Source organism: Bradyrhizobium sp. sBnM-33, from assembly GCF_032917945.1.
Taxonomy (GTDB): domain Bacteria; phylum Pseudomonadota; class Alphaproteobacteria; order Rhizobiales; family Xanthobacteraceae; genus Bradyrhizobium.
Genome location: NZ_CP136624.1, coordinates 7434923 through 7457959, shown reverse-complemented (window position 1 = coordinate 7457959; position 23037 = coordinate 7434923). Strand labels below are relative to the sequence as shown.

Genomic DNA, 23037 nt, shown 5'->3' with positions numbered 1-23037 from the left:
GCTTTCGCACACTACGCCGTCTGGCTGAATTCGGGCAGGCGCTGCCTGAATTCGGGCAGGTGCTGCTCGCGATGGTGCGCCCGGCGCAAACGGGCGACGCGCGGAGATCGTCCGCGACCCCGGCGCGATATCGGGAGCTTGTGAACGCGCTGGAGCCGCCGCCGGACCGGCCAATGCCGTTGCACGAACTAGAGCGCGCCGTGCCCGGCGAGGCAACCATGATCCGGCAAATGGCGCGCATTGCCGCAGAAGCAGTGGTTACCAACTACTGCGAGATGAAGGTTTCGGATTGCTCCACTCCTGCGATGCGCGATCAGCATGCCAAAACGCACGGGTGCGTGAGCGCGGAATTTATTGTTCGCCACGATCTTCCCCCCGAGTTTACGACGGATCTGTTTCGTCCAGGCGCCCGCTATACAGCCACGCTCCGGTTTTCCAACGGACGCGGCACAGCGGGCAGCGACCGGAAGATCGACGCGCGTGGCTTGTCCATAAAGCTTCACGAGGTCGGGACGGACACCATTCTTCGTATGCTGGCGCCCGACAAAGCGTCCGCCGGCGAACATGATTTCGCGCTCAGCAGTTTTCCGATCTTCTTCTGTAAGAATGTGATCGACTATACGCTGTTGATGAATGCGGTGAGTGCACCACATGCAACCTGGCGCGAAAAACTCGGCCGGGGCCTGCGATGGCTCGAGTTCGTTATTCGGTGTCCACGCCAGTTTTACCTGTTCTTGCGAATTGCGGTGGAAGGCCTGCTTACCGTCCGCAATCCGCTGACCGCCACCTATCACAGCATGTCGCCGTTCTTGTTCGGCGAGCACAAGGTCGTGCGTTATTTGGTCGGTCCTCGCGACGGCCAGGATGAGGGCGCCAGATGGCGCACGTTTGTGCCTTGGACCAAGCCGGAAAACTTTCTCCGGGACGCGCTTGTGAGGGACCTGGACCCGCATCAACCCGGCGCTGACGTCGTGCTCGATTTCTCTATACGCGTGCGGCATGCCGCAACGCCGGATGATGTCGAGGACGCCTCGCGGTGGTGGACCCGCCCTCAAGACGAAGTCGTGCGACTGGGTAGCATTGCCATTCCAAGGCAGAGCCTGCTGGCGCAAAATCAACTGTACGACTGCGAGCACATGGTGTTCAATCCCTGGAATTGTCTGCCCGAGCACAGGCCGCTCGGCAGTGTCAACCGGATGCGGCTGGCGGTCTATTTGGCCTCGCGGCAGGTACGGCGGAAACTGAACATGGTGGCGTGATGAGTAGCCAGCCGAGGCCCGATCGGTCGGACGGACTTCAGCAGATGCAGGCGCCGCCGCATGTCGAGAACGAAGCGCTACACGCCGAACGGCGGCAGCTTACCGTTGTATTTATCGACATCGTCGGCTCGACGCCCCTGAGCGAGCGGATTGATCCCGAAGAGTTCTTCGCGGTTATCAGAACCTACCGCGATATCTGCGACGAGCAGATTCGCCGCTACGGCGGTCACATCGCCAGAATGATTGGCGACGGATTGCTGGCATATTTTGGCGTGCCGCAAGCCCATGAAAATGATCCTGAACGCGCGGTCCGCGCCTCGCTGGCGGTGGCCGCGGCGATCAAGGAGCAGAAGTTTCTGCTGTCGGATGGCAGCTTCGTTCGCCTGGGCGTGCGCATCGGGGTTAATACCGGGCTCGTCGTCGTCGGCAGCGTGCCCGGCGAACCGCCCGATCGGCGGGAAGTGTTCGGCAGCTCGGCTCATGTCGCGGCCCGCCTGCAAGGGCTCGCCGGTGAGAATGATGTCGTGGTCGGTTCGAGCACTTACGAGCTGACCCGCGGAACGTTCAGCTACGCGCCGCTTGGCAGACGACCGCTCAAGGGCGTGGAAGAGTCGGTCGAAGCCTGGCGTGCGGACGCTCTTGCGTCCAACGAAAGCAGGTTCGAGAGGGCGCGGAGGTCGCCTCTTGCCCCGATGATCAACCGAACCAGCGACATCGCATTGCTTGCCGAGATGTGGCGGCAGAGCGTAGCGGGCTCGGGACAGGTCGGCGTCGTTTCCGGCGAACCCGGCATCGGCAAGTCGCGCCTGATCCGCCAGTTCCGCAGTTCCCTTGATGCGTCTCCGCGTGAGGTTCTATCGCTGCAATGCTCGCCGTTTCACATCAACACGCCGCTTGCTCCGGAAATCGAGCGGCTCACGCGCGCGACCGGCATCCAGGAGGCCGACAACGCCGAACTCGCATTGGCAAAATTGCGTTCGCTTTTGGCAAGAGCCGTCACCAACGTCGAGCACACACTTCGTTACTACGGAGCGGTCTTGTCGATACCCGCCTGCTCGGGATACGAGCCTGCGGATCTCGGATCTCCGTTCGAGCGCGAGCGCGCTCTTCAGGTGTTCGTCGATGCTCTCATTGCGGCCTCGCGCAAGCTGCCGATCCTCATGATTGTCGAGGACGTCCAGTGGATCGATCCGACTAGCATCGAGCTGCTGGTACGCGCGATAGCTCACTGTTCTGGCGAGCGGATCATGATCCTGATCACGCATCGCGATGACTACCGGGCCGACTGGTTGTCGGGCTCGGCGGTTCGACGGATTACTCTGCAAAAACTGGCAGTGTACGAATGCGAGCAAATGGTCGCGGCTGTCGCAGGTAGCGATTTCGTACCGCGCCGGATTACCAGCCAGATCGTGGAAAGAACCGACGGTGTGCCACTCTTTGTCGAGGAGTTTACGCGGGCTGTCGTTGATTCCGGAGCGGTCCCACGCGCCGCCGACGGCCCTGTGCCGAGCGGGAAATTGCCGGAACCTCTGGTGCCGGCAAGTATTCACGATTCACTGATGGAGCGCCTTGATCGTCTCGGTCCGGCCAAGCGCGTCGCCCAGATCGCCTCCGTCTTCGGAAGGCAATTCAATTATGAAGGTATTTTCAATGTATTTCCAGGTAAAGGCCAAACGCTGAAACACGCGTTGTGGGCACTGGAGAGCGCCGGGATCGTGTATCGCATCGAGGGACCTCAAGGCGCCATCTTCACGTTCAAGCACGCGATGATACAGGAAGCGGCCTATTCCTCGTTGCTCAAGGAGGAAAGGCGCGAGCTCCATGCGCGCGTTGCATCGTGGTTGCTTCAGGAGGCCGCAATCGGAGAGAGCAGCCAGCCCGCCGTGCTCGGCTATCACTACGCGCGCGCAGGTAACGTTCCGGAAGCCATCGAGGCCTGGCTTCAGGCGGGCAAATCCGCGCTCCGCCGCTCGGCCACCAAGGAGGCCGTGGCCCATCTTCGCGAAGGCCTCTCGCTGATACCCAAGATGCCCGCCTCACCACGGCGCTTCGAAGCTGAAATCGCATTGCAATCCAACTTGGCGATGGCGTACACCGCCAACGCGGGGTGGTCCGATCCGAACGTCTATGGCCCCTACAGTCGCGCACTCAAGCTTTGCGCGAACCACGGCACCATTCGTGAGAAGGCGACGGTGCTTTGGGGAAGTACGATCGCCAAGCTCGTCAATTGCGAGCTCAACAAGGGCCTCGAACACGCCGAAGATTTCGTTCGCCGGGCAGAGGAGTGGCGCGACGACGAGGCTGCTCTCATGGCGTACGCCGCTGCCGTGATCGCCAATTTCTTTCTCGGCCGCCTGGAGCAGGCGAGCGAGCTCGCGGCTTTGATCAGCGCCCGCTACAATCCTCGTGAGCACGGCAAGCTGGTCCAAATTTATCAGCATGATCCATTGATTGTATCGCTCATCTATTCCGGACACATCGAATGGTTATTGGGTCGGCCAGGCCGGGCCAGAGAATGCTGTGAGACGGCACGGCAGCTCGCGAATGAGATCGGCCATCCGTTCATGCTGGCATTTGCCTCCATTCTGGGCGTTTCCGATCACTGGTATGAAGGCGACCTTGCGGCCAACCTGGCCAGTGTCGAGCGCGGCATGAAGGTCGCTGATGAGTATGGCTATCCAATGTACCGGGTCATCGGTCCGTTGTGGGCGACCGCCGCGTTGGCGGAACGTGGTCCTGCGCCGAAAGTGCTCGAACTACTATGCGGATTGCTCGGCAAGCTACCCGCCCGGTGCATTCAGCTTCCGCTCTATCGAATCCTGCTCGCCACGGAATTCGGACGGGTCGGGCAGATAGAAAGGGCTCGAAGCTTCGCCGCTTCGGCCGAATCCCTGATGAAGCAAACCGGCGAGCGCTGGGCTGCTCCCGAGATTTATCGGATCTACGGCTCCCTGCTATGTCGCGAACCGCTGCGAGACGACCGGGCAGCCATGCGCCTGTTCAAACGTTCGCTTGCCTCTGCCAGGAAGCTCGGGGCGGTCGGTTGGGAATTGCGGACGGCGATCAGCATCGCGCACCTCGTCACGGCCGGCGAGAGCGCATCCGGACGCGTCGAGGCACGAGACCTGTTGATATCGACCAGGGCGAAATTTGCGTCCGCGGAAACTTCCCGCGACCTACGTGAGGCTGATGATCTGGCAAGAGCGTTGGCCTAGTAAGTCAACGCAGATCGGATATGTCCGTTCGATTTCTCTCATTCGGCCGGCGTCAGCTTGGCGCTCCCCTCGGTCGCCGGCTTCTTCTTGCCGAATAGCCAGGTTTGCAGCCGGTCGAGGTAGATGTAGACCACCGGCGTCGTATACAGCGTGAGAAGCTGCGACACGGCCAGCCCTCCGACGATGGCGTAGCCCAGCGGCTGACGTATCTCGGAGCCCGCGCCGGTGCCGAGCATCATGGGAACGCCAGCAAGCATGGCTGCCATCGTGGTCATGAGGATCGGCCGGAATCGCATGACGCAGGCGCGATAGATGGCGTCTTCCGCCGACAATCCCTCCTGCTGGCCGACATGCAGGGCGAAATCGACCAGCATGATGCCGTTCTTCTTGACGATACCGATCAGCAGGATGATGCCGACGATCGCGATCACGCTGAGATCGAGGTGAACCGCCATCAACAACAACAGTGCCCCGAGCCCAGCCGACGGCAGCGTCGAGATGATGGTGATGGGGTGGATCAGGCTCTCATACAAGATGCCGAGGATGAGATAGATCACGAACAGCGCCGCCACGATCAGGATCGGCGTGGTCGACAACGAATCGCCGAACGCCTGCGCGTTGCCCTGGAAGCTGGTCTGCAGCGAAAGGGGCTTGCCGAGCTGCTTCTCGATATTCTGGATGGCGCTGGTCGCCTGGCCGATCGCCGTGCCCGGCAAAAGGTTGAAGGAGATCGTCACCGACGGAAATTGTCCCTGGTGGTTCACCACGAGCGGGGCGACCTTGACGACGCTGTCGACGAGCGTCGATAGCGGCACTTCCTGGCCGGTTGAGGATTTGACATAGATTCCGGTCAATGCCTCGGGCGAGTACTGGAATTTCGGATTGACCTCCATGATCACGTGGTACTGGTTCAAGGTGGTGTACATTGTCGAAACGATGCGCTGGCCAAAGGCGTCATCGAGCGTGTTGTCGATGGTGAACGGCAGGATGCCGTAGCTCGAAGCCACCTCGCGCTTGATCGAGATGTCGAGCAGGGGACCGGAATTGAGCTGGTCGGTCGCGACGTCGGTGATGCCGGGGACCTTTTTGATCCTGTCGAGGAACAGCGCGGCCCAGTGGTTCAGCTCGCCGGGATCGGCGTCGCCCAGCGTGTACTGATACTGGGTTTTCGAGACGCGGCCGCCGATGGTGATGTCCTGCGCGGCCTGCATATAGAGTGTGATGCCCTGGATCTTGGCCAGGTTGGTCCGCAGGCGGGCGAGCACCGTTTCCATGCTGTCGCGTTGCTTGTAGGGCTTGAGCGCAATATAGATGCGGCCATTGTTGACCGTGGTGTTGCCGCCGCCTGCGCCGATCGCCGAGCCGATGGATGCGACGGCCGGATCCCGCATGATGGCATTGAGCAGCGCCTGCTGGCGCTCGGTCATCGCAGAATAGGAAATATCCTGCGCCGCTTCGGACAGGCCGATGATCAGCCCGGTGTCCTGCTGCGGAAAGAAGCCTTTGGGAATGACGATGTAGAGATAGCCGGTCAGCCCGATGGTGACAAACATCGTCAACAGGGTGATGAAACGGTGACGAAGCACGATCTTGAGACCGGCCTCGTAGACTCCCAGTAGTGAATTGAAGCCACTTTCGAGGATGCGGAACAACCGCCCGTGCGTCCTGTTTCCGGCTTGAGCAGCCGCGCGCACATCATCGGCGTCAAGGTCAGCGAGATCAGGAGCGACAGCACCAGGGCTACGCTGACGGTAACGGCAAATTCGCGGAACAGCAGCCCGACATATCCGCCCATCAGGAACAGTGGAATGAACACGGCGATCAGCGACAGCGTGATCGACATGATGGTGAATCCGATTTCGCCGGCGCCTTTCAGGGCCGCTTCGAATGGCGTGGCGCCTCCCTCCATGTGCCGCACGATGTTCTCGATCACGACGACGGCATCGTCGACCACGAAGCCCACGGCGATCGACAGGGCCATCAGCGACAGGTTGTTGAGGCTGTAACCCAATTCGTAGAGGACAGCCAAGGTGCCGATCAGCGACAATGGAACAGTGACTGCCGGGATAACGGTCGCCCAGAAATTCCTCAGGAAGATGAAGATCACCATCACGACAAGCGCAACCGTCAGTATCAGCGTGAACTGAACATCGTGGATAGATGCGCGAACCGTATCGGTGCGATCGGAAATGACATTCACCTTGATGGCAGGCGGGATCGAAGCCTGCAGCACCGGCATTTCTGCCTTGATCCGCTCCACGGTGTCGATGACGTTTGCACCCGGCTGACGCTGGATCGCCATGATGACCGCGCGCCGGTTGTTGTACCAGCCGGCGATCAGGTCGTTTTCCGGCGCGCTGACGGCGCGGCCGACGTCGCGGATGCGAACCGGCGAGCCGTTTCGGTAGGCGATCACGAGATTGGCATAGTCCTCCGCCTTCAGGAGCTGATCGTTGGTGTTCAGCGTAAAGGTCTGGCGCGGGCTGTTGAGAGTGCCCTTCGGCAGATCGACGTTGGCCTGACCGAGCGCCGTGCGGACGTCCTCGAGATTGATGCCGCGCGCGGCAAGCGCCTGCGGATCGAGTTGCACCCGCACGGCGGGCTTTTGCTGGCCGCCGAGGCCGACCAGGCCGACGCCCGGTATCTGCGAAATCTTCTGCAGCAGAATGTTTTCCGCGTAGGCGTCCACAGTGGTCAGCGGCAGGCTGTCCGAGGTCAGACCGAGCACCAGGATCGGCGTATCGGCCGGATTGACCTTGCGGATCGTCGGCGGATAGGGAATGCCGGGCGGCAGAAACGGACTGGCGGCGTTGATCGCCGACAGCGTATCGCTGACCGTTCCGTCGATCTGGCGGTTTAGGTCGAACTGCAGCGTGATCTGGGTGTAGCCAAGTGCGCTTGCCGACGTCATCTGGGTGAGACCCGGAATCTGGCCGAACTGGAGCTCGAGCGGCGTCGCCACCGATGCCGCCATGGTCTGTGGATCGGCGCCCGGCAGCTGCGCCGTGACCTGAAGTGTCGGATAGTTGACGTTCGGCAGCGCTGCGATCGGCAGCAGCGGGTAGGCGATCAGGCCGCCGACCAGAAGGCCGACCATCAGGAGCGCGGTCGCGATCGGTCGCTGAATGAAGGGTGCGGATATGTTCATGGGATTGTCGCCTGTTGTGCTTGTTGTGCCGCCGCTTCGTCAGCCGCTTCGCCGTGCAGGATCGTGACATGCGTGCCCGGCTGCAGCCGGTATTGTCCGTCGACGACGACCTGCTCGCCGGCCTTCAGGCCGGAATCGATCAGCGCCTCGCCGTCGGTGATCTGTGCGACCTTGATGGGGCGCATCGCTACTGTACTGTCGGGCTTGATGACATAGGCATAGGCGCCGTTCGGTCCCTGCTGCACGACCGAAGCGGGCACGGTCAGCCCGTTATGTCGGGTCGTGACAAGCAGCCGCGCGTTCACCAATTCACCCGGCCACAGCTCGCGAGATTTGTTGGGGAAGGTTGCCTTGAGCTGGATCGAGCCGGTCGTCTGCAGGATCTCGTTGTTGACCAGCGCGAGCTCGCCCCGGCCCAGTTGGAGGGTGTCATCCTGGTTATAGGCAAGGACCGGAAGCGGCGTCTTGGTCGCCTGCTGTTGCCTTAGGATCTGCGGCAGCACGCCTTCCGGCAGCGTGAAGATCAGCGAGATGGGATCGAGCTGGGTCACGACGACGAGTCCGTTGGCCGTGGTCGGGCTGATGATGTTGCCGACGTCGATCTGGCGAATGCCGACCACGCCGTCGATCGGCGAGGTCAGCCGCGTGTAGCTGAGCTGCACCTTGGCCGCCTCGATCAGCGCCTGGTCGGTCTTGATCGCGGCCTCAAGCTGGCCGACCTGCGCCTTCTGGGTTTCGATCAGTTGCGGCGTGGCCCAGCCCTTGTCGCCAAGCTGGTTGTAACGCGCGAGATTGGCGCGGGCATTGGTGAGTTGGGCCTGGTCGCGCTCCAGATTTCCCTCGAACTGGTCGATCTGGGCCTGGTACGGACGAGGATCGATTTGCGCGAGCAGGTCGCCGGCATGGACGGTCTGGCCTTCGGTGAAATTGATGCTGATGAGCTGGCCCTGGATCTGGGCCCGCACGACATCGGTGTTGTACGCAATCACGGTGCCGACGCCGTTCTGGTAAATCGGCACGGCACGCTGCGCGACCACGCCGGCGACGACCGGAACCGGAGGTGGCGGCGCGGCCGCGACAGCGGCTCTGAACGCATCGGCCTGCGTGAAGTAGAGGAGGCCGCCGGCGGCGACGGCACCGAACACGACTGCAGGTATTGCGAATTTCTTTTTCATGGCTGCTTCTCGCGCGTGGGCTTCCGCTCAACGGAACATCGTGGCGGCGGTTGATAGGCCTGGTATCGGGTTCGGCGTTCCTGTGATGTTCGGTATCCCTGTGATGGGGTCGGTGGGCGCGGCGACGGCCGTCGTGTTCGGTGCCGGCAGCGTGACGGCGGGCACCGTCGGGATCGTCGGCGCGATGGTGCTGACGGTCGGGCCGACGGTGATGGTTGGCACCGTCGCGGCGGAGCTGATCCCGAGATTGCCGAGCTCGGTCGAGCCCATCGGAATGCCGGTGCGCGGCACGCCGCCTGGCGTCGTGGGAGATGTCGGCGTCGATGACGCAGCAAGATTGCCCGAGCCGGCACCGCACATGCTTTGGGCACCCGACGTGTCGATCAGGGCCGATGTCGGCGGAATGCCCGACGACGACATCGCTGATGTCGTCGTCATCCCCGGCATCGTCGACAACGTGCTCTGCGGTGTGACGCTCCCGACATCAACGCCGCCGCCGTCAAAGGTGGTCGCCGATCCGAACATCGTTGACGGTGCCGTACCGATGGTCGAGCACACGGTGCTGCCGATGGTCGACGAGTTCGGCGCCGGACTTACGCCGGGGGAAGCGATTTCCGTTGCGCCTAAGGGGATGCCGGTGCCGCCGACCGGCGCACTTGGCACCATGCCGAGCGGCGACGTGGCCGAGAGCGAAGGTGTCGGCATCACCGCGGCCTGCTGCGCAAAGGCCGGGCCGCACAGCAAGACAGAGGCTGTCGTGATCATCAGGAAACGTTTCATGTTGCTCTCCAGCACCGTTCGACCGGCACGACAACGCGTGGCGCGAAGTCCACGCGATATCATTCGGGCTATTGGGGGATCCGGTCCGGAGGACGTTTAAAGAAAACAGCAAAACGTCCTCCGAACCGACAGCCTGCGCGCAGGGTCCTGCGCTGCGGGTTCAGCTGCAGCTCAGCGGCAAGGGGCTGTAAGGGTGCAGGTAGTACCAGTCGTAGCAATCGGGATAACCGTAGTACCCGTAGCCGTATCCCGGCCCGTACCTGTCGAAGCGATGCACGGCGTGCTGGTGGAGTCCGAAACCGTGCGTACCGATGTGGCCGCCGCCGATGTGGTCACCGCCGAGGCCTCCCACATGTTCGCCGACGCCTATGCCGCCGATATGCGCGCCGCCGCCAAAGCCTCCGATGTGGCCTCCGCCGCCAAAGCCGCCCATGTGGCCACCGCCACCGAAGCCACCGCCCATATGGCCGCCGCCACCAAAACCTCCGCCGTGGCCACCACCGCCACCGCCACCGCGGGCCTCGGCCGCGCCCACCACCAGACTCGAAGCGAGAAGAGCCGTTGCCAATATCGTGATCATTCGTTTCATCGTGACACTCCTTTTCAGTCAGATTGCTCGGCGCCGTGGCGCGCGAACTTCAACGGGACGCGCGAACGAAACGTCGGATGAGTGACAGGTAGGTGCGATGCACAAGGCATCCATTAAATTCGGCGTTAGTCGCATTCACGAACTGGAATAGCGTATGCAGGCGTCAAAGGCGGATGCTCCGGAGCGCGGCAAAGAAAACGGGCTGGCGGGGAAATCCCGCCAGCCCGGCATGCGTCGTTGTTACATCGCAACGCGAGCGGATCAGTAACCGGTGTTGGGTTCGCAAGGCGGGTTGGTCCACGGTGCCGTGGCATAGGCGCCGACGCGCGGAGCGCGGACGCAGCTATCGCCCTCGTCGCGATGCATCGTCGACACCACGCGGCCATTGGCATCGGTTACGACATGCCGCGTGTTGGCGGCCAGTACCGGAGTGGCGAAGGTGGCTGCAGTGAGCAACACAGCCGGTAGAAGTTTGACTTTGCGCATGGGTGTTCTCCATAGGTGGGGAAGCCAGGCCGGCTTCTTCCTGTGACGTGCGGCTGGCCTGCCGTCGTCCAAAGCGAATATCGCTTCGCGCGCTCTCAACTCGGCGTGAAGGTGACGTGGGCCTCGATCCTTGCTCGAATTCGCGCCGGCTGGATCGGGCAGTGCAGGTCTGCCGATTTATTAAATTGCTATTTATTGGCGCTACAGGCCGCCGACGGCTAACTGTTTCGGGCGGGCCCGCCGTACTCGTACCGAGGCGGCGGAATGGCGGCCCGGCGGATGGCGTCTGCGGGGTCCAAGGGCTCGCGGCGCTGCCTGGCTTCCCTGAACCGAGAGACTCGTGCGCACCGCCATGGCTTTATCGGCTGCCCAGCGTATCATTGCCACTTGGCGAACGGTATCTTGATGGCAATCGGACGGATCAGATGACGAAGGTTCTCATCATAGAAGATGACGGCGAGACGGCGGGGGAAATCACGGCCGAACTGGCCGATCGTGGCTTCGAGGTGGAATGGTCGCCCGACGGGCTGGATGGCCTTGCCAAGGCGCGCGACCTGCGGCCGGACGCCATGATCGTCGACCGCCTGCTGCCGGGAATGGATGGTCTCACCGTCATCGAGTCCTTGCGGAAAGATCAGGTGCGCACGCCGGTGCTGGTGCTGAGCGCGCTTGGCGCCGTCGATGACCGCGTGCGCGGATTGCGGATGGGAGGCGACGACTATCTCACCAAGCCGTTTGCGATCGTCGAGCTCGTCGCCCGAATAGAAGCGTTGCTCCGCCGCCCGTCGGAAACGCGGGAAACGATCCTGCGGGTGGGTCAACTGGAGCTCGACCTGATCGAACGCACAGTCAAACGCGGCGAACGCAAAATCGACCTCCTGCCGCGCGAGTTTCGCCTGCTCGAATACATGATGCGGCGGAGCGACCAGCTCTTGACGCGCGCGATGCTGCTCGAAGAGGTCTGGAATTACAAGTTCGTTCCGGCGACCAACCTGGTTGACGTGCATATGGGACGCGTTCGGCACAAGGTCGACGGTCCGGGCGACGCCCCGATGATTCAAAATGTCCGCGGCGCCGGGTTCATTCTTCGTGCCGTGCCCTGACTGATTTTTGGCGACCTCGCCGGGCGCTCGCGCCGTCGGGGCCGGCAAGGCAACCGGACGGCAGGATCGGGAAGCTTCAGTTGCAGTTCTTTCGCTCGAAGACGTTTCACTGGACCACGGTGCTGGCGGGCCTGTTCGCGATCTTCGTCACGGTTTTGTTCGGCTTCATCTACTTCAGGATCGACGATTACCTGATCGCGCGGTCCGATCGCACGATCACGACCCAGATCGGCTTCTTTGCCGGATTACCGCGCGAGCGTCTGCTTGGTGCGCTCAGTGACCATCTTGGGCAGGATTCCCGCGGCGTCCAGTTCGCCGGCGTGTTCGACGCGAAGGGGAATCGGCTGGCCGGCAACGTCGCAGCCCTGCCGGACGGGCTCGACATCGGGGCACCGGCGCAGAGCATGCCGCTCGTGCGCCTTGATGACAAGCAAAGCGGTGCGACTTCCGTCAGAACCGTCGCGCGGCGCCTCGAGAACGGCGACATATTGGTGGTCGGGCGAAACGTCGACGAAACGGCGGAAGTCTTCAGGGTCGTCGGAGCGGCGCTCGCGCTTGGCCTGTTGCCTGCGTTCTGTCTCTGGTTGCTGGCCGGCGCCTGGTTGAGCGCGCGCGCCCACAGGCGGGTCGAGGAGGTCAACCTGCGGGTCCAGCGCATCATCGCCGGAGATCTGCGCGAGCGGCTGCCGCATCGGAATGTCGATGAACCGTTCTCGCGGCTCGCTGCCATCGTCAACGGTATGCTCGATGAGCTGGAGACCACGATCAACGCGCTAGCCGGCGTCGGCAACGATATCGCCCACGATCTGCGAACGCCGCTGACGCGCGCTCGCCTGACGCTCGAGCGCGGCCGCACCAACGCGACGACCCTGGAGCAGCTCCAGGAGGTTGTCGACAAGGCCATCGCCGGGATCGACCAGTCGCTGTCGATCGTCACGGCGCTGTTGCGGCTTGCCGAGATCGAGAACAGCCGCCGGTCGTCCGCGTTCGGCGACGTTGCGCTCTGCGACATGCTGCGCGAGGTCTGCGACATGTACGAGCCGATCGCCGAAGACAAGCAGATCGCGCTGAGCGTGAACATAGCCGACAAGTTTTCCGTGCGCGGCGATCGCGACCTGCTGCTGGAGGCAGTGGCCAATCTCGTCGACAATGCCATCAAATTCACGCCCCCGAGCGGCAGGGTCGAGCTCGCGCTGCTGCGCGGTGAGGGCGAAACTATCCTGCGCGTGACCGATACGGGTCCGGGTATCAGCGCGCACGAACATGACGCTGTGTTGCGCCGGTTCTATCGCTCGGACAAGATTCGCAACACGCCGGGTGTCGGACTCGGATTGAACCTGGTTTCGGCAATCGTAAAGCTGCACGGCTTTCGCTTGATCATCCACGCCGGTCCGGGAGGCCGGGTGGAGATCGTTTGCCCCGATGAGCAAGGTGGCCGGACATAGGTCACTATCCGCCGACGTCACCCGTGCCGGCGGTCATCATGCTCGGCGCGGGATGCGTGGTGTACACGCCGATGCTGCCAGACACTGGGGCCGGCCATGCCGCTTTCCCTTTCGTTATAGGCCTGCATCACCGAGGGCGGCAGCCCTTCCATCCTGTAAGCCGGCGTGGGCGCACCGCCATTCAGGACGTCCAGATTCGGATAGAAAAATGCAAAATTACCCGGCTCCTGGATGGCTTCTTGCGCGAAGGCAGGCGCTGCGGCCATCATCGTCAGCAGTCCTGCGACAGCGATTGTCTTGATCGAGGTCATTGTCTTTCTCCATATCTTCGACGCGGCAATTCGCCGGACGCGCAAGTGCGGTCGCACGCCATAACGGGCGCGTGTTCTTCCGAATGCGAACTGCTCGCTTGAGGCTGCATCCAGGCAGCGGATGCATGACGGAGATGTAGGGCGGGTGCGATCTCGTCCCACTAAATTGGCTTTTACAAAAACTCAACTGGTCTTGAGCTGTCTTGCAAAGCGTTTGCACGGGAGGCGGACGCTTGGAATTCGCACCAGCGCGCCGAAGCTCACCGCTGGACGTTTCGCGATCTTGCCTCGAACGAGATCGTGATTTTGAAATTGAGACAAAGCGGCACGGACGCTAACAGCGAATTTAGATTCCTCAATTCCAATTTAATGGCTGCATCGCGGCGTCTTTCCTAGGGTCTCTCTGCCGGACCCGATGGATTGGAGCCACCCATGAACGCCCACAGCACGACCATACTGTCAGACAGGCGCGAGATGCTGACTGTAGACAGATCGCGAGATATCGTCGATGAATATGCCACGCTCATCAAGCGATACGCTCTGCTCGAGCAGCCACGAGAGCAGCAGCTTGCACGGCGCTGGCGGGAGCATGGAGATCGCCGCGCGACCGATGCGCTCGTCACCAGCCATCTCCGGCTCGCCGCCAAGGTCGCGCGCCGCTACCAGCGATACGACCTGCAGCTTGCCGATCTGATTGGCGAGGCCAATCTCGGCCTTGTCATCGCAGCCTCGCATTTCGAGCCGGGCCGTGGTGCCAGGTTCTCCACCTACGCATTGTGGTGGATCAAGGCCGCGATCCACGATTACATTCTGCGGTCGCGCTCGCTGGTCAAGATCGGGACGACGGCCGCGCAGCGGAAGCTGTTCTTCGGCCTCAGGCGCGCCATGCGCAAGTTCGGAGGCGACAGGACGGGCCTTACGCCGGAGGTGACCGAGGCCGTCGCGCGGGAACTCGCGGTCCCCGTTCGCGAAGTCATCGAGATGAGCAGCCGTCTGACGGGCGACCTTTCCCTGAATGCTTCCGTCGATGATGACGGGCCTACCGAATGGGAAGCGAGGCTGGTCGACCCTTCGCCGAACGCCGAGGCGATGATCGCCGAACAGGATGAAGGCGGGCAACGGACGAAAGCGCTCCATTCGGCCCTTGATGTGCTGACCCCGCGGGAGCGTCGTGTGTTCGAGGCCCGGCGGCTTCGCGAGGATCCGCCGAGCCTGGAGGAGCTTGGGCGTGAACTGTCGATTTCCGGCGAGCGCGTGCGGCAGATCGAAGCTTTGGCCTTCGAAAAGGTCAGGCGTGCGGCGACAAGGCGTTTAAAGCATGCCACCCTGGCGGCTTGAGGGGGCGCATGAGCATCACACGCTGCACGCACTATCCCCAGCTGCTGAGCACGAGCTCGTTCACAAGAACCAGGAAACGACCAGGCCTGCACTTGCCGAGAAGATCGCCGCCACTGTCGCCCAACCCAGCAGATTCATCCAGGCGCTGTTGGTTTTGTCGCCCATGACCGCGCGGCTGGTGGTCATCAGCATGATCAACAGCAGCAGTGGCGGCGTCGAAAAACCTTGCACGACGCCGGAATAAACAAGTGCCTTCATTGGATTGAAGCCGAGGAAATTCATGACGACTGCGATCACCGTAAAGGAAACGATCAGTGCATAGAATTTCCCTGCCTCTTTCGGCTTGGCGTGAAGGCTGCTCTTCCACCCCAACACCTGGCAAAGATCATAAGCGGCGCCGGTCGTCATGATGGGTACCGCAAGAAAGCCGACGGCAATGATTCCGACGGTGAAAAGCAGCCCCGCTGCGTCTCCTGCCAGGGGGCGCAACGCTTCGGCCGCCTGGGCGGCCGTCTCGATGTTCTTTTCTCCTGCTTTGTGAAGCGTTGCTCCCGTCGAGAGAATGATGAAGTACATGATCAGGTTGGAGAACAGCATTCCGATCACGATATCGATGCGGGATTGGCGCAACTCGTCGGATGTTGCGCCCTCCCGCTGCTCCAGCTTCGTGCGCCCTTGTGCGATTTCTTCTTCGACCTCGACGTTGGATTGCCAGGTGTAGAGGTACGCGGAAAGCGTGGTGCCGGTAATCGCAACCAGAATGGTCAGGAACTCGCGTGAAAATTCGATCGTGGGAACGAAGGTGCCGCGCAACACTTCCTGGAGATCGGGCTTGGCGAGGATGGCCGACCCGACATATGCAAACAACACGAGAGCCAGCCATCGGAAGATATTGCGAATGAGCTGGTAGGAACCCCAGATCTGGACGGCGAGAATGGTCGCGGCGACTCCAATGACGATCCACGGGATGGGCAGCGGTATTAACAGGTTCAGCGCGGCGGCCATGCCGCCGAGGTCTGCGGCGGCCTCGATGGTGTTGCCGATCAGCACGGCGATCAAGGCGGGCCACAGGATCCAGCCGGGGTAGTGCTCCTTGATGACGTGGAAGAGACCGCGTCCCGTCACCTGCCCAAGTTTGGAGGACAGATACACGACAGCGAACATCATCGGGAAGGTGACGGGTGCGGTCCAAAGCAGCGCGGGGCCGAATTGAGCACCCGCGCTTGCGTAAGTGCCGATGGCCGAGCAATCGTCGTCGGCGGCTCCGGTGACGACGCCAAGGCCTATAGCGCGCATGAAGCCGCGGCGCTTGCCATCTTTCCGAGATTGGTGAGGCGCCTTCGCCGCGGTCTCAGGCACAGCCGTCAATATCCCTTCGCAGCCACCCACTTGTTCAATAGTGGTTGCGATAGTTGGTTCCTAAGCGCGGCTGCGGTCAGCGCACGGCGCGCTCGACGGCGATCGCGGTCGCTTCACCGCCGCCGATACAGAGCGCAGCGACACCGCGCTTTAAGTTCCGCGCTTCCAGCGCATGCAGCAGCGTCACGATCAATCGCGCGCCGGTGGCGCCGATCGGGTGGCCGAGCGCGCAGGCGCCGCCATTGACGTTCAGTTTTTCTCCGGGAATGCCGAGATCCTTCTGCGCCGCCATCGCCACCACCGCGAACGCTTCGTTGATCTCGAACAGGTCGACGTCCGAGACAGTCCATCCGACCCTGTCGAGCAGCTTGCGGATTGCCGGGATCGGTGCGGTGGTGAACCATTGCGGCTCCTGGCTGTGGGTGGCATGGCCCTTGATCTCTGCGAGCACCGGCAGCCCGTCGCGATCGGCGAGCGAGCGCTTGGCCAGAATCAGCGCGGCAGCGCCGTCGGCATTCGCGGAAGAGGCGGCCGGCGTGATGGTGCCGCTAGCGCGGAATGCGGGCTTCAATCCGGGAATCTTGGCCGGATCCACCTTGAGCGGGTGCTCGTCATTGGCGATGACGCGCGGACCCGCCTTCTCGGACAATGTGATCGGCGCGATCTCGGCCCTGAACGCGCCGCCCTCGACCGCTTTGCGGGCGCGCGTCAAGGTCTCCATCGCGTAAGCGTCCTGATCCTTGCGGGTGAACTGATAGGCTTCCGCGGTGGCCTCGCCAAAGTCGCCCATCGAGCGGCCGGTCTCGTAAGCATCTTCCAGCCCATCCATCATCATGTGATCGATGATCCGGTCATGCCCGGCGCGATAGCCGCCGCGCGCCTTCGCCAGCAAATAAGGCGCGTTCGACATGCTCTCCATGCCGCCGGATAGCACGATCGAAGCTGAACCGGCATTGATGATGTCGTGCGCCAGCATCGTCGCCTTCATGCCGGAGCCGCACACCTTGTTGACCGTGGTGGCCCCGGTGGCGTCAGGCAGTCCGGCGCCGCGCGCAGCCTGGCGTGCCGGCGCCTGGCCCTGTCCGGCCGGCAGCACGTTGCCCATGAACACCTCCTCGATCCGCTCCGGCGCGAGCTTCGCCCGTTCCAGCGCCGCGCCGATCACGTGAGCGCCGAGCTTGTGCGCGCTGAAGGGCGACAACTCGCCCATGAACCGGCCAAGCGGCGTGCGGGCGGCGGAAAGGATGACGACGGGATCGGGGCTCGCGGCCATTGGGGTGCTCCTGTTCGATCGCTGTTATATGACGATAATCATATATTACGACATTGCAATGGGATACCGCCGCTTTCCGCCACGAGGCGCTGGCTGACAGCCCGCCGGAGGAATTGCCGCGAGTTCCGGCAGAGCGATGACAGGGAACCGATGAATAGGGAACCGATGATAGGGAACGAGGGGAGAGCGAAGGTCTCGCCAGCACCTATCTTTCGTGCCCTATATCGTAAGGATTATCACCAATGATCCGTTAACTGCTCCAACGGGCTCATTGTGGCAGCGACCGGGTCCTGTTTCATTTCCGTGTGGGACGATGCAATCCACTCCGAAAACTGAACTTCGATGAGCGCCCATGGCCCCACATCCGAAGTCAGCCCGGGCGCAGTTTCCCTTTTACTGGTGACTTCTTACGTGCGAATCGCAGAAGCGCCGATCCAGGATGGCCCAATGGCAACCGGCGCAATGCCGAAAATCCATCGCTAATGAGATATGGATGACCTGACCGTCATGGGTGAATCCGGAGTAATCAGTTCGACGGGACCGTCCAAGCAGACGCGCGCCGCGGCGATCGCGACTTGGGTCCGGTTGCTCACGCCCAGTTTGCGCATGATTTCGCGGACGTGGACTTTCACGGTCGTTTCGGTCATGCCGAGCTTACGACCGATCACCTTGTTGGGATCGCCTTGGCAGAGGCAAGCCAGCACCGCGTACTGCCGCTCGGTAAACTGCCGCGCGCCGTTTACGCCATGGTCGCGCTGCACGCTTACTGCCTTACCGTCGAAAAGGGACCCTTGCTGGTCGTAAGGACCGTCATCCGGCCCGAGAGGGGGCGCCTGCGTCTGTTCTTCAAGCCCTGGAAGCGCTTGCTCCTGGGATATATCCGGTTGTCTGTATTCGACAGGCGCCGGCGGACTGAAGGTCTGGCTGGCCAGGATGGCGGCCGGCGGAAAGTAAGTGCCGCCATGGAGGACGAATGAAAGAGCGTGCAACGCAAGGTCGGGCGCCATGGAGTTGCTGAAGTAGCCCCGGGCTCCGCAACGGATCGCGGCGAGAACGGTGGCGGGATGCTCATCGTCAGAGATGATGGCGAGTGCCGCCTCCCGGCGAAGGGTATGCAACACCTGTATCTCGGTGAAGACCTCATGGGGAGAGGGGGCGCCGACGCTGTAGATCAGCATCTCGCATTCGGTGCGCTCGATAAGCCTTGTGTGCGCCTCATCAGGATCGAGCGAAATCAGCTCGACCTGTTCGTTGCTGGCCCAGGGACTTAAGAAGCTCTCCGCTCGAGCTCGTCGAAAGGCCATTGCGTCTACAACAAATACAGTCTTTTTGCGTGGGACTGACATAACGCGCCCCCGGATAATTATGACCGATGCTATCGATAGATTCCTTCGGAACCGCACATGGTCGCTATGAATTAGTTCACTCTGCATCTTAAATGTTCAAAAAAACTTTACCCTCGTTAAAGGGGAATGCCAAGCAGGCCAAATGTGACCGGACGTCGTCAAAAATTTGTCATTAAAACGTGCCTTTTCATTCCCCATTGCAAAAACGGCACCCCGCAATCCTCCCTAATATATCTTTTGATATGTACGTCTGCCGTAACGAAGCAGGTACGGTAGTATCGTTGCGGCCTTGCAAGGCGCGGAACCATACGATGTTTGTCAGCAAGCTGCCTCCAAAGCCGGATTTCGACCTGCTCGCTGCCGCGGCTCCCGCCTCGGCGGATCGCCGTACCTTCGTTCTCGCTTTGATGGGAAACCTGATCTGCAGTTGGTCGAATAACGAGAGCCTTTTCATCTACGTGCTGATGATTCTGTTGCGCACCGACGAGGCTTCCGCCGCAGTCGTGTTCGCGACATTGAACACGACCCGCGCCAGACTCGATCTGATCCAGCGGCTGGCCAAGATCAGGGTCAGCGACAAGGCACTGTCGAAAAATCTGACAGCTCTCATCGAACGTTTTTCGGAATCGACCAAGGTTCGCAATGAATTGAATCATTGCATGTTCATTTTCGATTCCTCGGGCGCCATCACCCACACGCAATCGATGCGATTGATGGAAACAAAGTCGAGCTTGCGGTTCGGAGAGATAAAGGCGCTGGACGAAAGCCGTCTGCACGAGATGGTGCGGACGACCCACGAAATGACGAAGATCAACCGCGAGATCTGGGATCTCCTGCCGCGCCTTGAAGCGCATGTTTACGGCGTGAAGCCACAAAGCGTGCCGCGCGACGCGGCTTGAAGCAGACCGCGATGACGGACGATCATGCATCGTCGCGCCGCTATTCATTCAAAAAACTGACTCGCTCTGAACGCCAACCGCGTCGATGGTTGATATCGCAAGATACAGCGACGCATCTAATGCATGCATGTTGTTGGCGAAGATGTGTCGGCATTCTGACCGTGCCGTCGTTCGCAATAAGGCGAGTGTCGGCAGTCGGGAGAACCGACGTAAAGAGCACCGCCCGCGTATCGAAGACCGCAGACTTAGAAGATCAGCGATCTCGTTCCGCCCGCGATGCTCCAACCACAGGAGCGCGTTATGGGTAAGCAGGCCAAGAATTATTGGGATCCCAACGATCAGGAACAGGACCAGGACCAGAAGCAAGACCAGTTGCAAGCGCAGGCCAATCTCCAGGCTCAATTGCAGGGCCAGGGTCAAGGCCAAGGTCAGGGCCAGGGCCAATTGCAGTTCGCCGTTCAGTCGCTGGATTCCAAGAGCGAGAACGAGAACGACAACGACAATGACAACAAGAATGAAAATGAGAATGAGAACAAGAACGAAAACTCGAACGAGGTCGACAACAAGCTCGACAACAAGGTAGATAACGACCTCGACAACGACGTCGACAACACGGTCGACAACAAGATCGACAACGACATCGAAAACAAGATCGAAAACACCGTCGAAAGCAAGGTAGACGTCGATGTCGATGTGGATGTCGATGTGGACACAAGCGGCCTGAGCACCCCGGTCATCGCTCTCTACGACTTCGACACGCACGGTTCGGTCATCATGCCCGACGTGGTGGACCAGAAGATGAACGACGGTAACCAGTTCAATATTGATCAGGTCAACAACCTGGTCGATAACGACAGCAACAGCTCGTCTGCCAACTACAACGGCGGCGCGGGCGGATCGTGGTGTGAGCCGGGTGCCAGCTTCAGCATGGACGCCAAGATCGAGGGCGGCGAGTCCAGGATCGGCGACGTCGGCGATTTTGGGGCGCGTGGCAGCGTATCTTCGAGCGCCGACGCAGTTCTCAACCAGTCGGCCTTCGATCAGAACATCACGCAGGGTGCGAACATTCAGTTCAACAGCATCACCATTCAGGCTGCTGGTGGCGATCTGACCGACAGCGATACAGCTTAGCTTTCACGTTCGACCCGCGCGGCACCAGCCGCGCGGGTTTTTTTCAGTCAATTCATTTCAGTCGCTGCTGTTGCCGCCAAGAAGCTGCGGGTCGCGCACGCGCCCCGTAGTTCGCGGCGACACGGGGAGGTTCCCATGGCGTCAGCGAGCTTCGACGAGATCGTTTCCCACTTCGCAGGATATCTGCAGATCTTCCACGACATCGCCCGCGACCGCGTCCATTATGACGATAGTCTCGCGCCGCGTCCTTCCGAAGACTACACGACGCCGCGGCCGCATTACGACCATCGCTTCGTGCCGGAGGACATGGAGACCCTGGCAGGCCCGGTGCCGGAGCCGATACCGGAGGATCTGATTCAGTTCGGCCGGGGACGCCCGCTGAAGCTCCGTAGTCCGCAGGACGACGATTCCGATTTCTTTCCGCGTTCGCCGGCGCCAAGCGTCCCGCTGCCAAAACTGCCGGGCGGCGGTGGCGGCGGAGGCAGTCCCGACTATCACGTCAAGGTGCGATACGAGGATGGTGGCCCGGAGAGCCAACTGACGGTTCATCAATACAATTTCATGGATGATGACGACGCCAATTTGCCGGCGGATCTCCTACTCGCCGTTGAACCTCTGATTACACAGCTCAACAGCGATGCGATGGCCACCATTGCGGAGTTGGCGGCCGATGCGAACGCCGCGATTCCCACCGATTGGCAGATGCCCCAGACCGACGGCGGTGCTACGGATTTCCTGATCGCTCGCGACGCGGCCTGGGCTGATGGCGGCGGCGAGCCGGACGCGAACTCGGTGACCCCCGGCTACTATGTCAACGGCGAGCTGCAGGAGCGACCCTCGGAACCGACGCCGCCGCATGAGCCGCAAGAATTGCCGGACACCGGCGACGGGATCGGGCAATGGGCGACGTTGGGCGGCAACTTCAGCATCAACGCAGCGCTGCTCGTCGATCTCGGCGAGTCCGCCCGCACTATGGTAGTGATGGGAGACTACTTCAAGACCGATGCCATCTTCCAGACCAACACCATCGCCAACGATGACGGTGTCCGCGTATCGGGCGGGGACCGTGTGCCATCATCGAATAGCGATCAGAACGTCGCGACCAACATCGCCGATTTTCTCCAGAACCCCAGCATCTACGCCGGCTTCCCGGCCCAGTTCGCCGGCCCGAACTGGATCGTCGATGTGGTCGACGGCGACTTCTACAGCGTTCATGCAGTGGCTCAGGTCAACTATCTCTCCGACAATGATGTGGCAACGCAGGTCAGCGACAGTAGCCACTACAACCTCGTCGGTGGTTACAACACCCAGGGCAATCTGGCCCAGATCCTTGATGGCAGCATCGAATACGACCTGATCATCATCAAGGGCAGCTATCACGGTCTGAACGTCATCTTTCAAAACAACATCTTGTTGGACAACGACAAGATCAAGATGGCGGCCGACGGCGCCGATCCGTCCCAATCTGTGAGTTCAGGTGACAACAGTCTGTTGAACGAAGCGGCAGTTGCAAACTATGGCGGCGATACCTTTGACGGACTGCCGGCACATCTCGAACTGATCGAAAGCCTGCTGGCCGCCGGGTTGACATCACTCGATCCCGAACTGGCCGGCGCCCTCATCGGCCATGGCGGCCCCCTAAGGGTGCTCTACATCACCGGCGACTATTACGACATCAATGCGATCTGGCAGACCAACATCACCTCCGACGTCGACGTGATGTATCAGCTTCAGAACCAGCCGTTAGCCGATCTGATGGCGCTTGATCCCGATGGGGCCGTGACGCAGTCGGTCACCACCGGAGGCAATGAACTGGCCAACGACGCTGCGATCGTCGACGTCAACCCTGATGCCACCTACGTCAGGGGCGAGATCTACACCGATTCCATTCTGGTGCAGGCCGATCTGGTGCCGGCGGAGTCCAATGCCGTCAACGCCGATACCAACGCGCTGGTGACCGAACTCATTGCTTTCGTCGATGACCACCCTCAGGACGCGACGACCCAGCCGCCGGCAGGGATGGGCAATTCGGTGCAGTCAGACCCGATGGCGAGCGTGCTGCATTAGCGACAAGCAAGATGTTTTGATTATTGGAAGTAACGGAGTTTTCCAAATGTGGGGTTGGGATGTTCGTCCAGGCGGTAGTTGGCGCTTGAGGGAGTATGACGAAGCAACGCCGC

At 61.3% G+C, this 23037-nt stretch carries 16 protein-coding genes and 1 pseudogene; 9 read left to right on the top strand and 8 right to left on the bottom strand.

What is annotated here, in order from left to right:
• Positions 1-140 precede the first annotated feature (140 nt).
• Together RX328_RS34955 and RX328_RS34950 are read left to right on the top strand one after the other, a co-directional pair.
• Positions 141-1259 (top strand): hypothetical protein, encoded by a 1119-nt coding sequence (locus tag RX328_RS34955; RefSeq protein ID WP_317258561.1) that lies wholly within the window; start codon positions 141-143, stop codon positions 1257-1259.
• A complete protein-coding gene (locus tag RX328_RS34950; protein WP_213249324.1) occupies positions 1259-4474 on the top strand; it encodes an adenylate/guanylate cyclase domain-containing protein in 3216 nt (1071 codons plus the stop codon). Before RX328_RS34955 ends, RX328_RS34950 begins: the two co-directional genes overlap by 1 nt.
• A gap of 38 nt (positions 4475-4512) precedes the next feature.
• On the opposite strand, the pseudogene RX328_RS34945 reads toward RX328_RS34950, so the two are convergent.
• Positions 4513-7622: pseudogene (locus RX328_RS34945) on the bottom strand (efflux RND transporter permease subunit).
• Positions 7619-8797 (bottom strand): efflux RND transporter periplasmic adaptor subunit, encoded by a 1179-nt coding sequence (locus RX328_RS34940; RefSeq protein WP_213249326.1) that lies wholly within the window; start codon positions 8795-8797, stop codon positions 7619-7621. Before RX328_RS34940 ends, RX328_RS34945 begins: the two are co-directional and overlap by 4 nt.
• An 85-nt stretch (positions 8798-8882) precedes the next feature.
• Between RX328_RS34940 and RX328_RS34935 the strand changes: the two genes are divergently transcribed.
• Positions 8883-9677 (top strand): hypothetical protein, encoded by a 795-nt coding sequence (locus tag RX328_RS34935; protein WP_317258560.1) that lies wholly within the window; start codon positions 8883-8885, stop codon positions 9675-9677.
• 60 nt (positions 9678-9737) lie between these two features.
• Here RX328_RS34935 and RX328_RS34930 read toward each other — a convergent pair whose 3' ends face one another.
• Together RX328_RS34930 and RX328_RS34925 are read right to left on the bottom strand one after the other, a co-directional pair.
• On the bottom strand, positions 9738-10166 hold the full coding sequence (locus tag RX328_RS34930; RefSeq protein WP_213249330.1) for a hypothetical protein: 429 nt from the start codon (positions 10164-10166) through the stop codon (positions 9738-9740).
• 261 nt (positions 10167-10427) lie between these two features.
• The gene (locus RX328_RS34925; RefSeq protein ID WP_213249332.1) at positions 10428-10652 is read right to left on the bottom strand and encodes a hypothetical protein; all 225 of its coding nucleotides are present in this window, start codon (positions 10650-10652) and stop codon (positions 10428-10430) included.
• Positions 10653-11077: 425 nt separating this feature from the next.
• Here RX328_RS34925 and RX328_RS34920 point away from each other — a divergent pair, with 425 nt between their 5' ends.
• Together RX328_RS34920 and RX328_RS34915 are read left to right on the top strand one after the other, a co-directional pair.
• Positions 11078-11755 carry a response regulator transcription factor gene (locus RX328_RS34920; protein ID WP_213249334.1) on the top strand — a complete coding sequence of 226 codons (678 nt, stop codon included), beginning with the start codon at positions 11078-11080 and terminating at the stop codon, positions 11753-11755.
• Positions 11756-11835: 80 nt separating this feature from the next.
• Positions 11836-13200 carry a sensor histidine kinase gene (locus tag RX328_RS34915; RefSeq protein ID WP_249726211.1) on the top strand — a complete coding sequence of 455 codons (1365 nt, stop codon included), beginning with the start codon at positions 11836-11838 and terminating at the stop codon, positions 13198-13200.
• 17 nt (positions 13201-13217) lie between these two features.
• On the opposite strand, the gene RX328_RS34910 is transcribed toward RX328_RS34915, so the two are convergent.
• Positions 13218-13511 (bottom strand): hypothetical protein, encoded by a 294-nt coding sequence (locus tag RX328_RS34910; protein ID WP_213249336.1) that lies wholly within the window; start codon positions 13509-13511, stop codon positions 13218-13220.
• A gap of 432 nt (positions 13512-13943) precedes the next feature.
• Between RX328_RS34910 and RX328_RS34905 the strand changes: the two genes are divergently transcribed.
• Complete coding sequence (locus tag RX328_RS34905) at positions 13944-14849, top strand: RNA polymerase factor sigma-32 (RefSeq protein WP_213249338.1); 906 nt, start codon at positions 13944-13946, stop codon at positions 14847-14849.
• 60 nt (positions 14850-14909) lie between these two features.
• Here RX328_RS34905 and RX328_RS34900 read toward each other — a convergent pair whose 3' ends face one another.
• The 3 genes from RX328_RS34900 to RX328_RS34890 all read right to left on the bottom strand — a co-directional run bounded on the left by RX328_RS34900 (position 14910) and on the right by RX328_RS34890 (position 18785).
• Positions 14910-16145 (bottom strand): Nramp family divalent metal transporter, encoded by a 1236-nt coding sequence (locus RX328_RS34900; protein ID WP_213249340.1) that lies wholly within the window; start codon positions 16143-16145, stop codon positions 14910-14912.
• Between the two features lie 139 nt (positions 16146-16284).
• A complete protein-coding gene (locus tag RX328_RS34895) occupies positions 16285-17481 on the bottom strand; it encodes an acetyl-CoA C-acyltransferase (RefSeq protein WP_213249342.1) in 1197 nt (398 codons plus the stop codon).
• Positions 17482-17960: 479 nt separating this feature from the next.
• Positions 17961-18785, bottom strand: coding sequence for a response regulator transcription factor (locus RX328_RS34890; RefSeq protein WP_213249658.1), 825 nt, complete (start codon positions 18783-18785; stop codon positions 17961-17963).
• Between the two features lie 353 nt (positions 18786-19138).
• On the opposite strand from RX328_RS34890, the gene RX328_RS34885 reads away from it, so the two are divergent.
• From RX328_RS34885 to RX328_RS34875, 3 genes are all read left to right on the top strand, one after another.
• Complete coding sequence (locus tag RX328_RS34885) at positions 19139-19726, top strand: hypothetical protein (RefSeq protein ID WP_213249344.1); 588 nt, start codon at positions 19139-19141, stop codon at positions 19724-19726.
• Between the two features lie 300 nt (positions 19727-20026).
• Positions 20027-20857, top strand: a complete 831-nt coding sequence (locus RX328_RS34880; protein ID WP_213249346.1) for a hypothetical protein — start codon at positions 20027-20029, stop codon at positions 20855-20857.
• Positions 20858-20992: 135 nt separating this feature from the next.
• Positions 20993-22924 carry a hypothetical protein gene (locus RX328_RS34875; protein WP_213249348.1) on the top strand — a complete coding sequence of 644 codons (1932 nt, stop codon included), beginning with the start codon at positions 20993-20995 and terminating at the stop codon, positions 22922-22924.
• The last annotated feature ends 113 nt before the right edge of the window (positions 22925-23037 follow it).

Excerpts from the sequence above, each read along its gene's own strand:
- RX328_RS34950 (WP_213249324.1), top strand. The coding sequence starts at position 1,259 with ATGAGTAGCCAGCCGAGGCCCGATCGGTCGGACGGACTTCAGCAGATG.
- RX328_RS34940 (WP_213249326.1), bottom strand. The coding sequence starts at position 8,797 with ATGAAAAAGAAATTCGCAATACCTGCAGTCGTGTTCGGTGCCGTCGCC.
- RX328_RS34935 (WP_317258560.1), top strand. The coding sequence starts at position 8,883 with ATGTTCGGTATCCCTGTGATGGGGTCGGTGGGCGCGGCGACGGCCGTC.
- RX328_RS34930 (WP_213249330.1), bottom strand. The coding sequence starts at position 10,166 with ATGAAACGAATGATCACGATATTGGCAACGGCTCTTCTCGCTTCGAGT.
- RX328_RS34925 (WP_213249332.1), bottom strand. The coding sequence starts at position 10,652 with ATGCGCAAAGTCAAACTTCTACCGGCTGTGTTGCTCACTGCAGCCACC.
- RX328_RS34920 (WP_213249334.1), top strand. The coding sequence starts at position 11,078 with ATGACGAAGGTTCTCATCATAGAAGATGACGGCGAGACGGCGGGGGAA.
- RX328_RS34910 (WP_213249336.1), bottom strand. The coding sequence starts at position 13,511 with ATGACCTCGATCAAGACAATCGCTGTCGCAGGACTGCTGACGATGATG.
- RX328_RS34905 (WP_213249338.1), top strand. The coding sequence starts at position 13,944 with ATGAACGCCCACAGCACGACCATACTGTCAGACAGGCGCGAGATGCTG.
- RX328_RS34900 (WP_213249340.1), bottom strand. The coding sequence starts at position 16,145 with ATGCGCGCTATAGGCCTTGGCGTCGTCACCGGAGCCGCCGACGACGAT.
- RX328_RS34895 (WP_213249342.1), bottom strand. The coding sequence starts at position 17,481 with ATGGCCGCGAGCCCCGATCCCGTCGTCATCCTTTCCGCCGCCCGCACG.
- RX328_RS34890 (WP_213249658.1), bottom strand. The coding sequence starts at position 18,785 with ATGGCCTTTCGACGAGCTCGAGCGGAGAGCTTCTTAAGTCCCTGGGCC.
- RX328_RS34885 (WP_213249344.1), top strand. The coding sequence starts at position 19,139 with ATGTTTGTCAGCAAGCTGCCTCCAAAGCCGGATTTCGACCTGCTCGCT.
- RX328_RS34880 (WP_213249346.1), top strand. The coding sequence starts at position 20,027 with ATGGGTAAGCAGGCCAAGAATTATTGGGATCCCAACGATCAGGAACAG.
- RX328_RS34875 (WP_213249348.1), top strand. The coding sequence starts at position 20,993 with ATGGCGTCAGCGAGCTTCGACGAGATCGTTTCCCACTTCGCAGGATAT.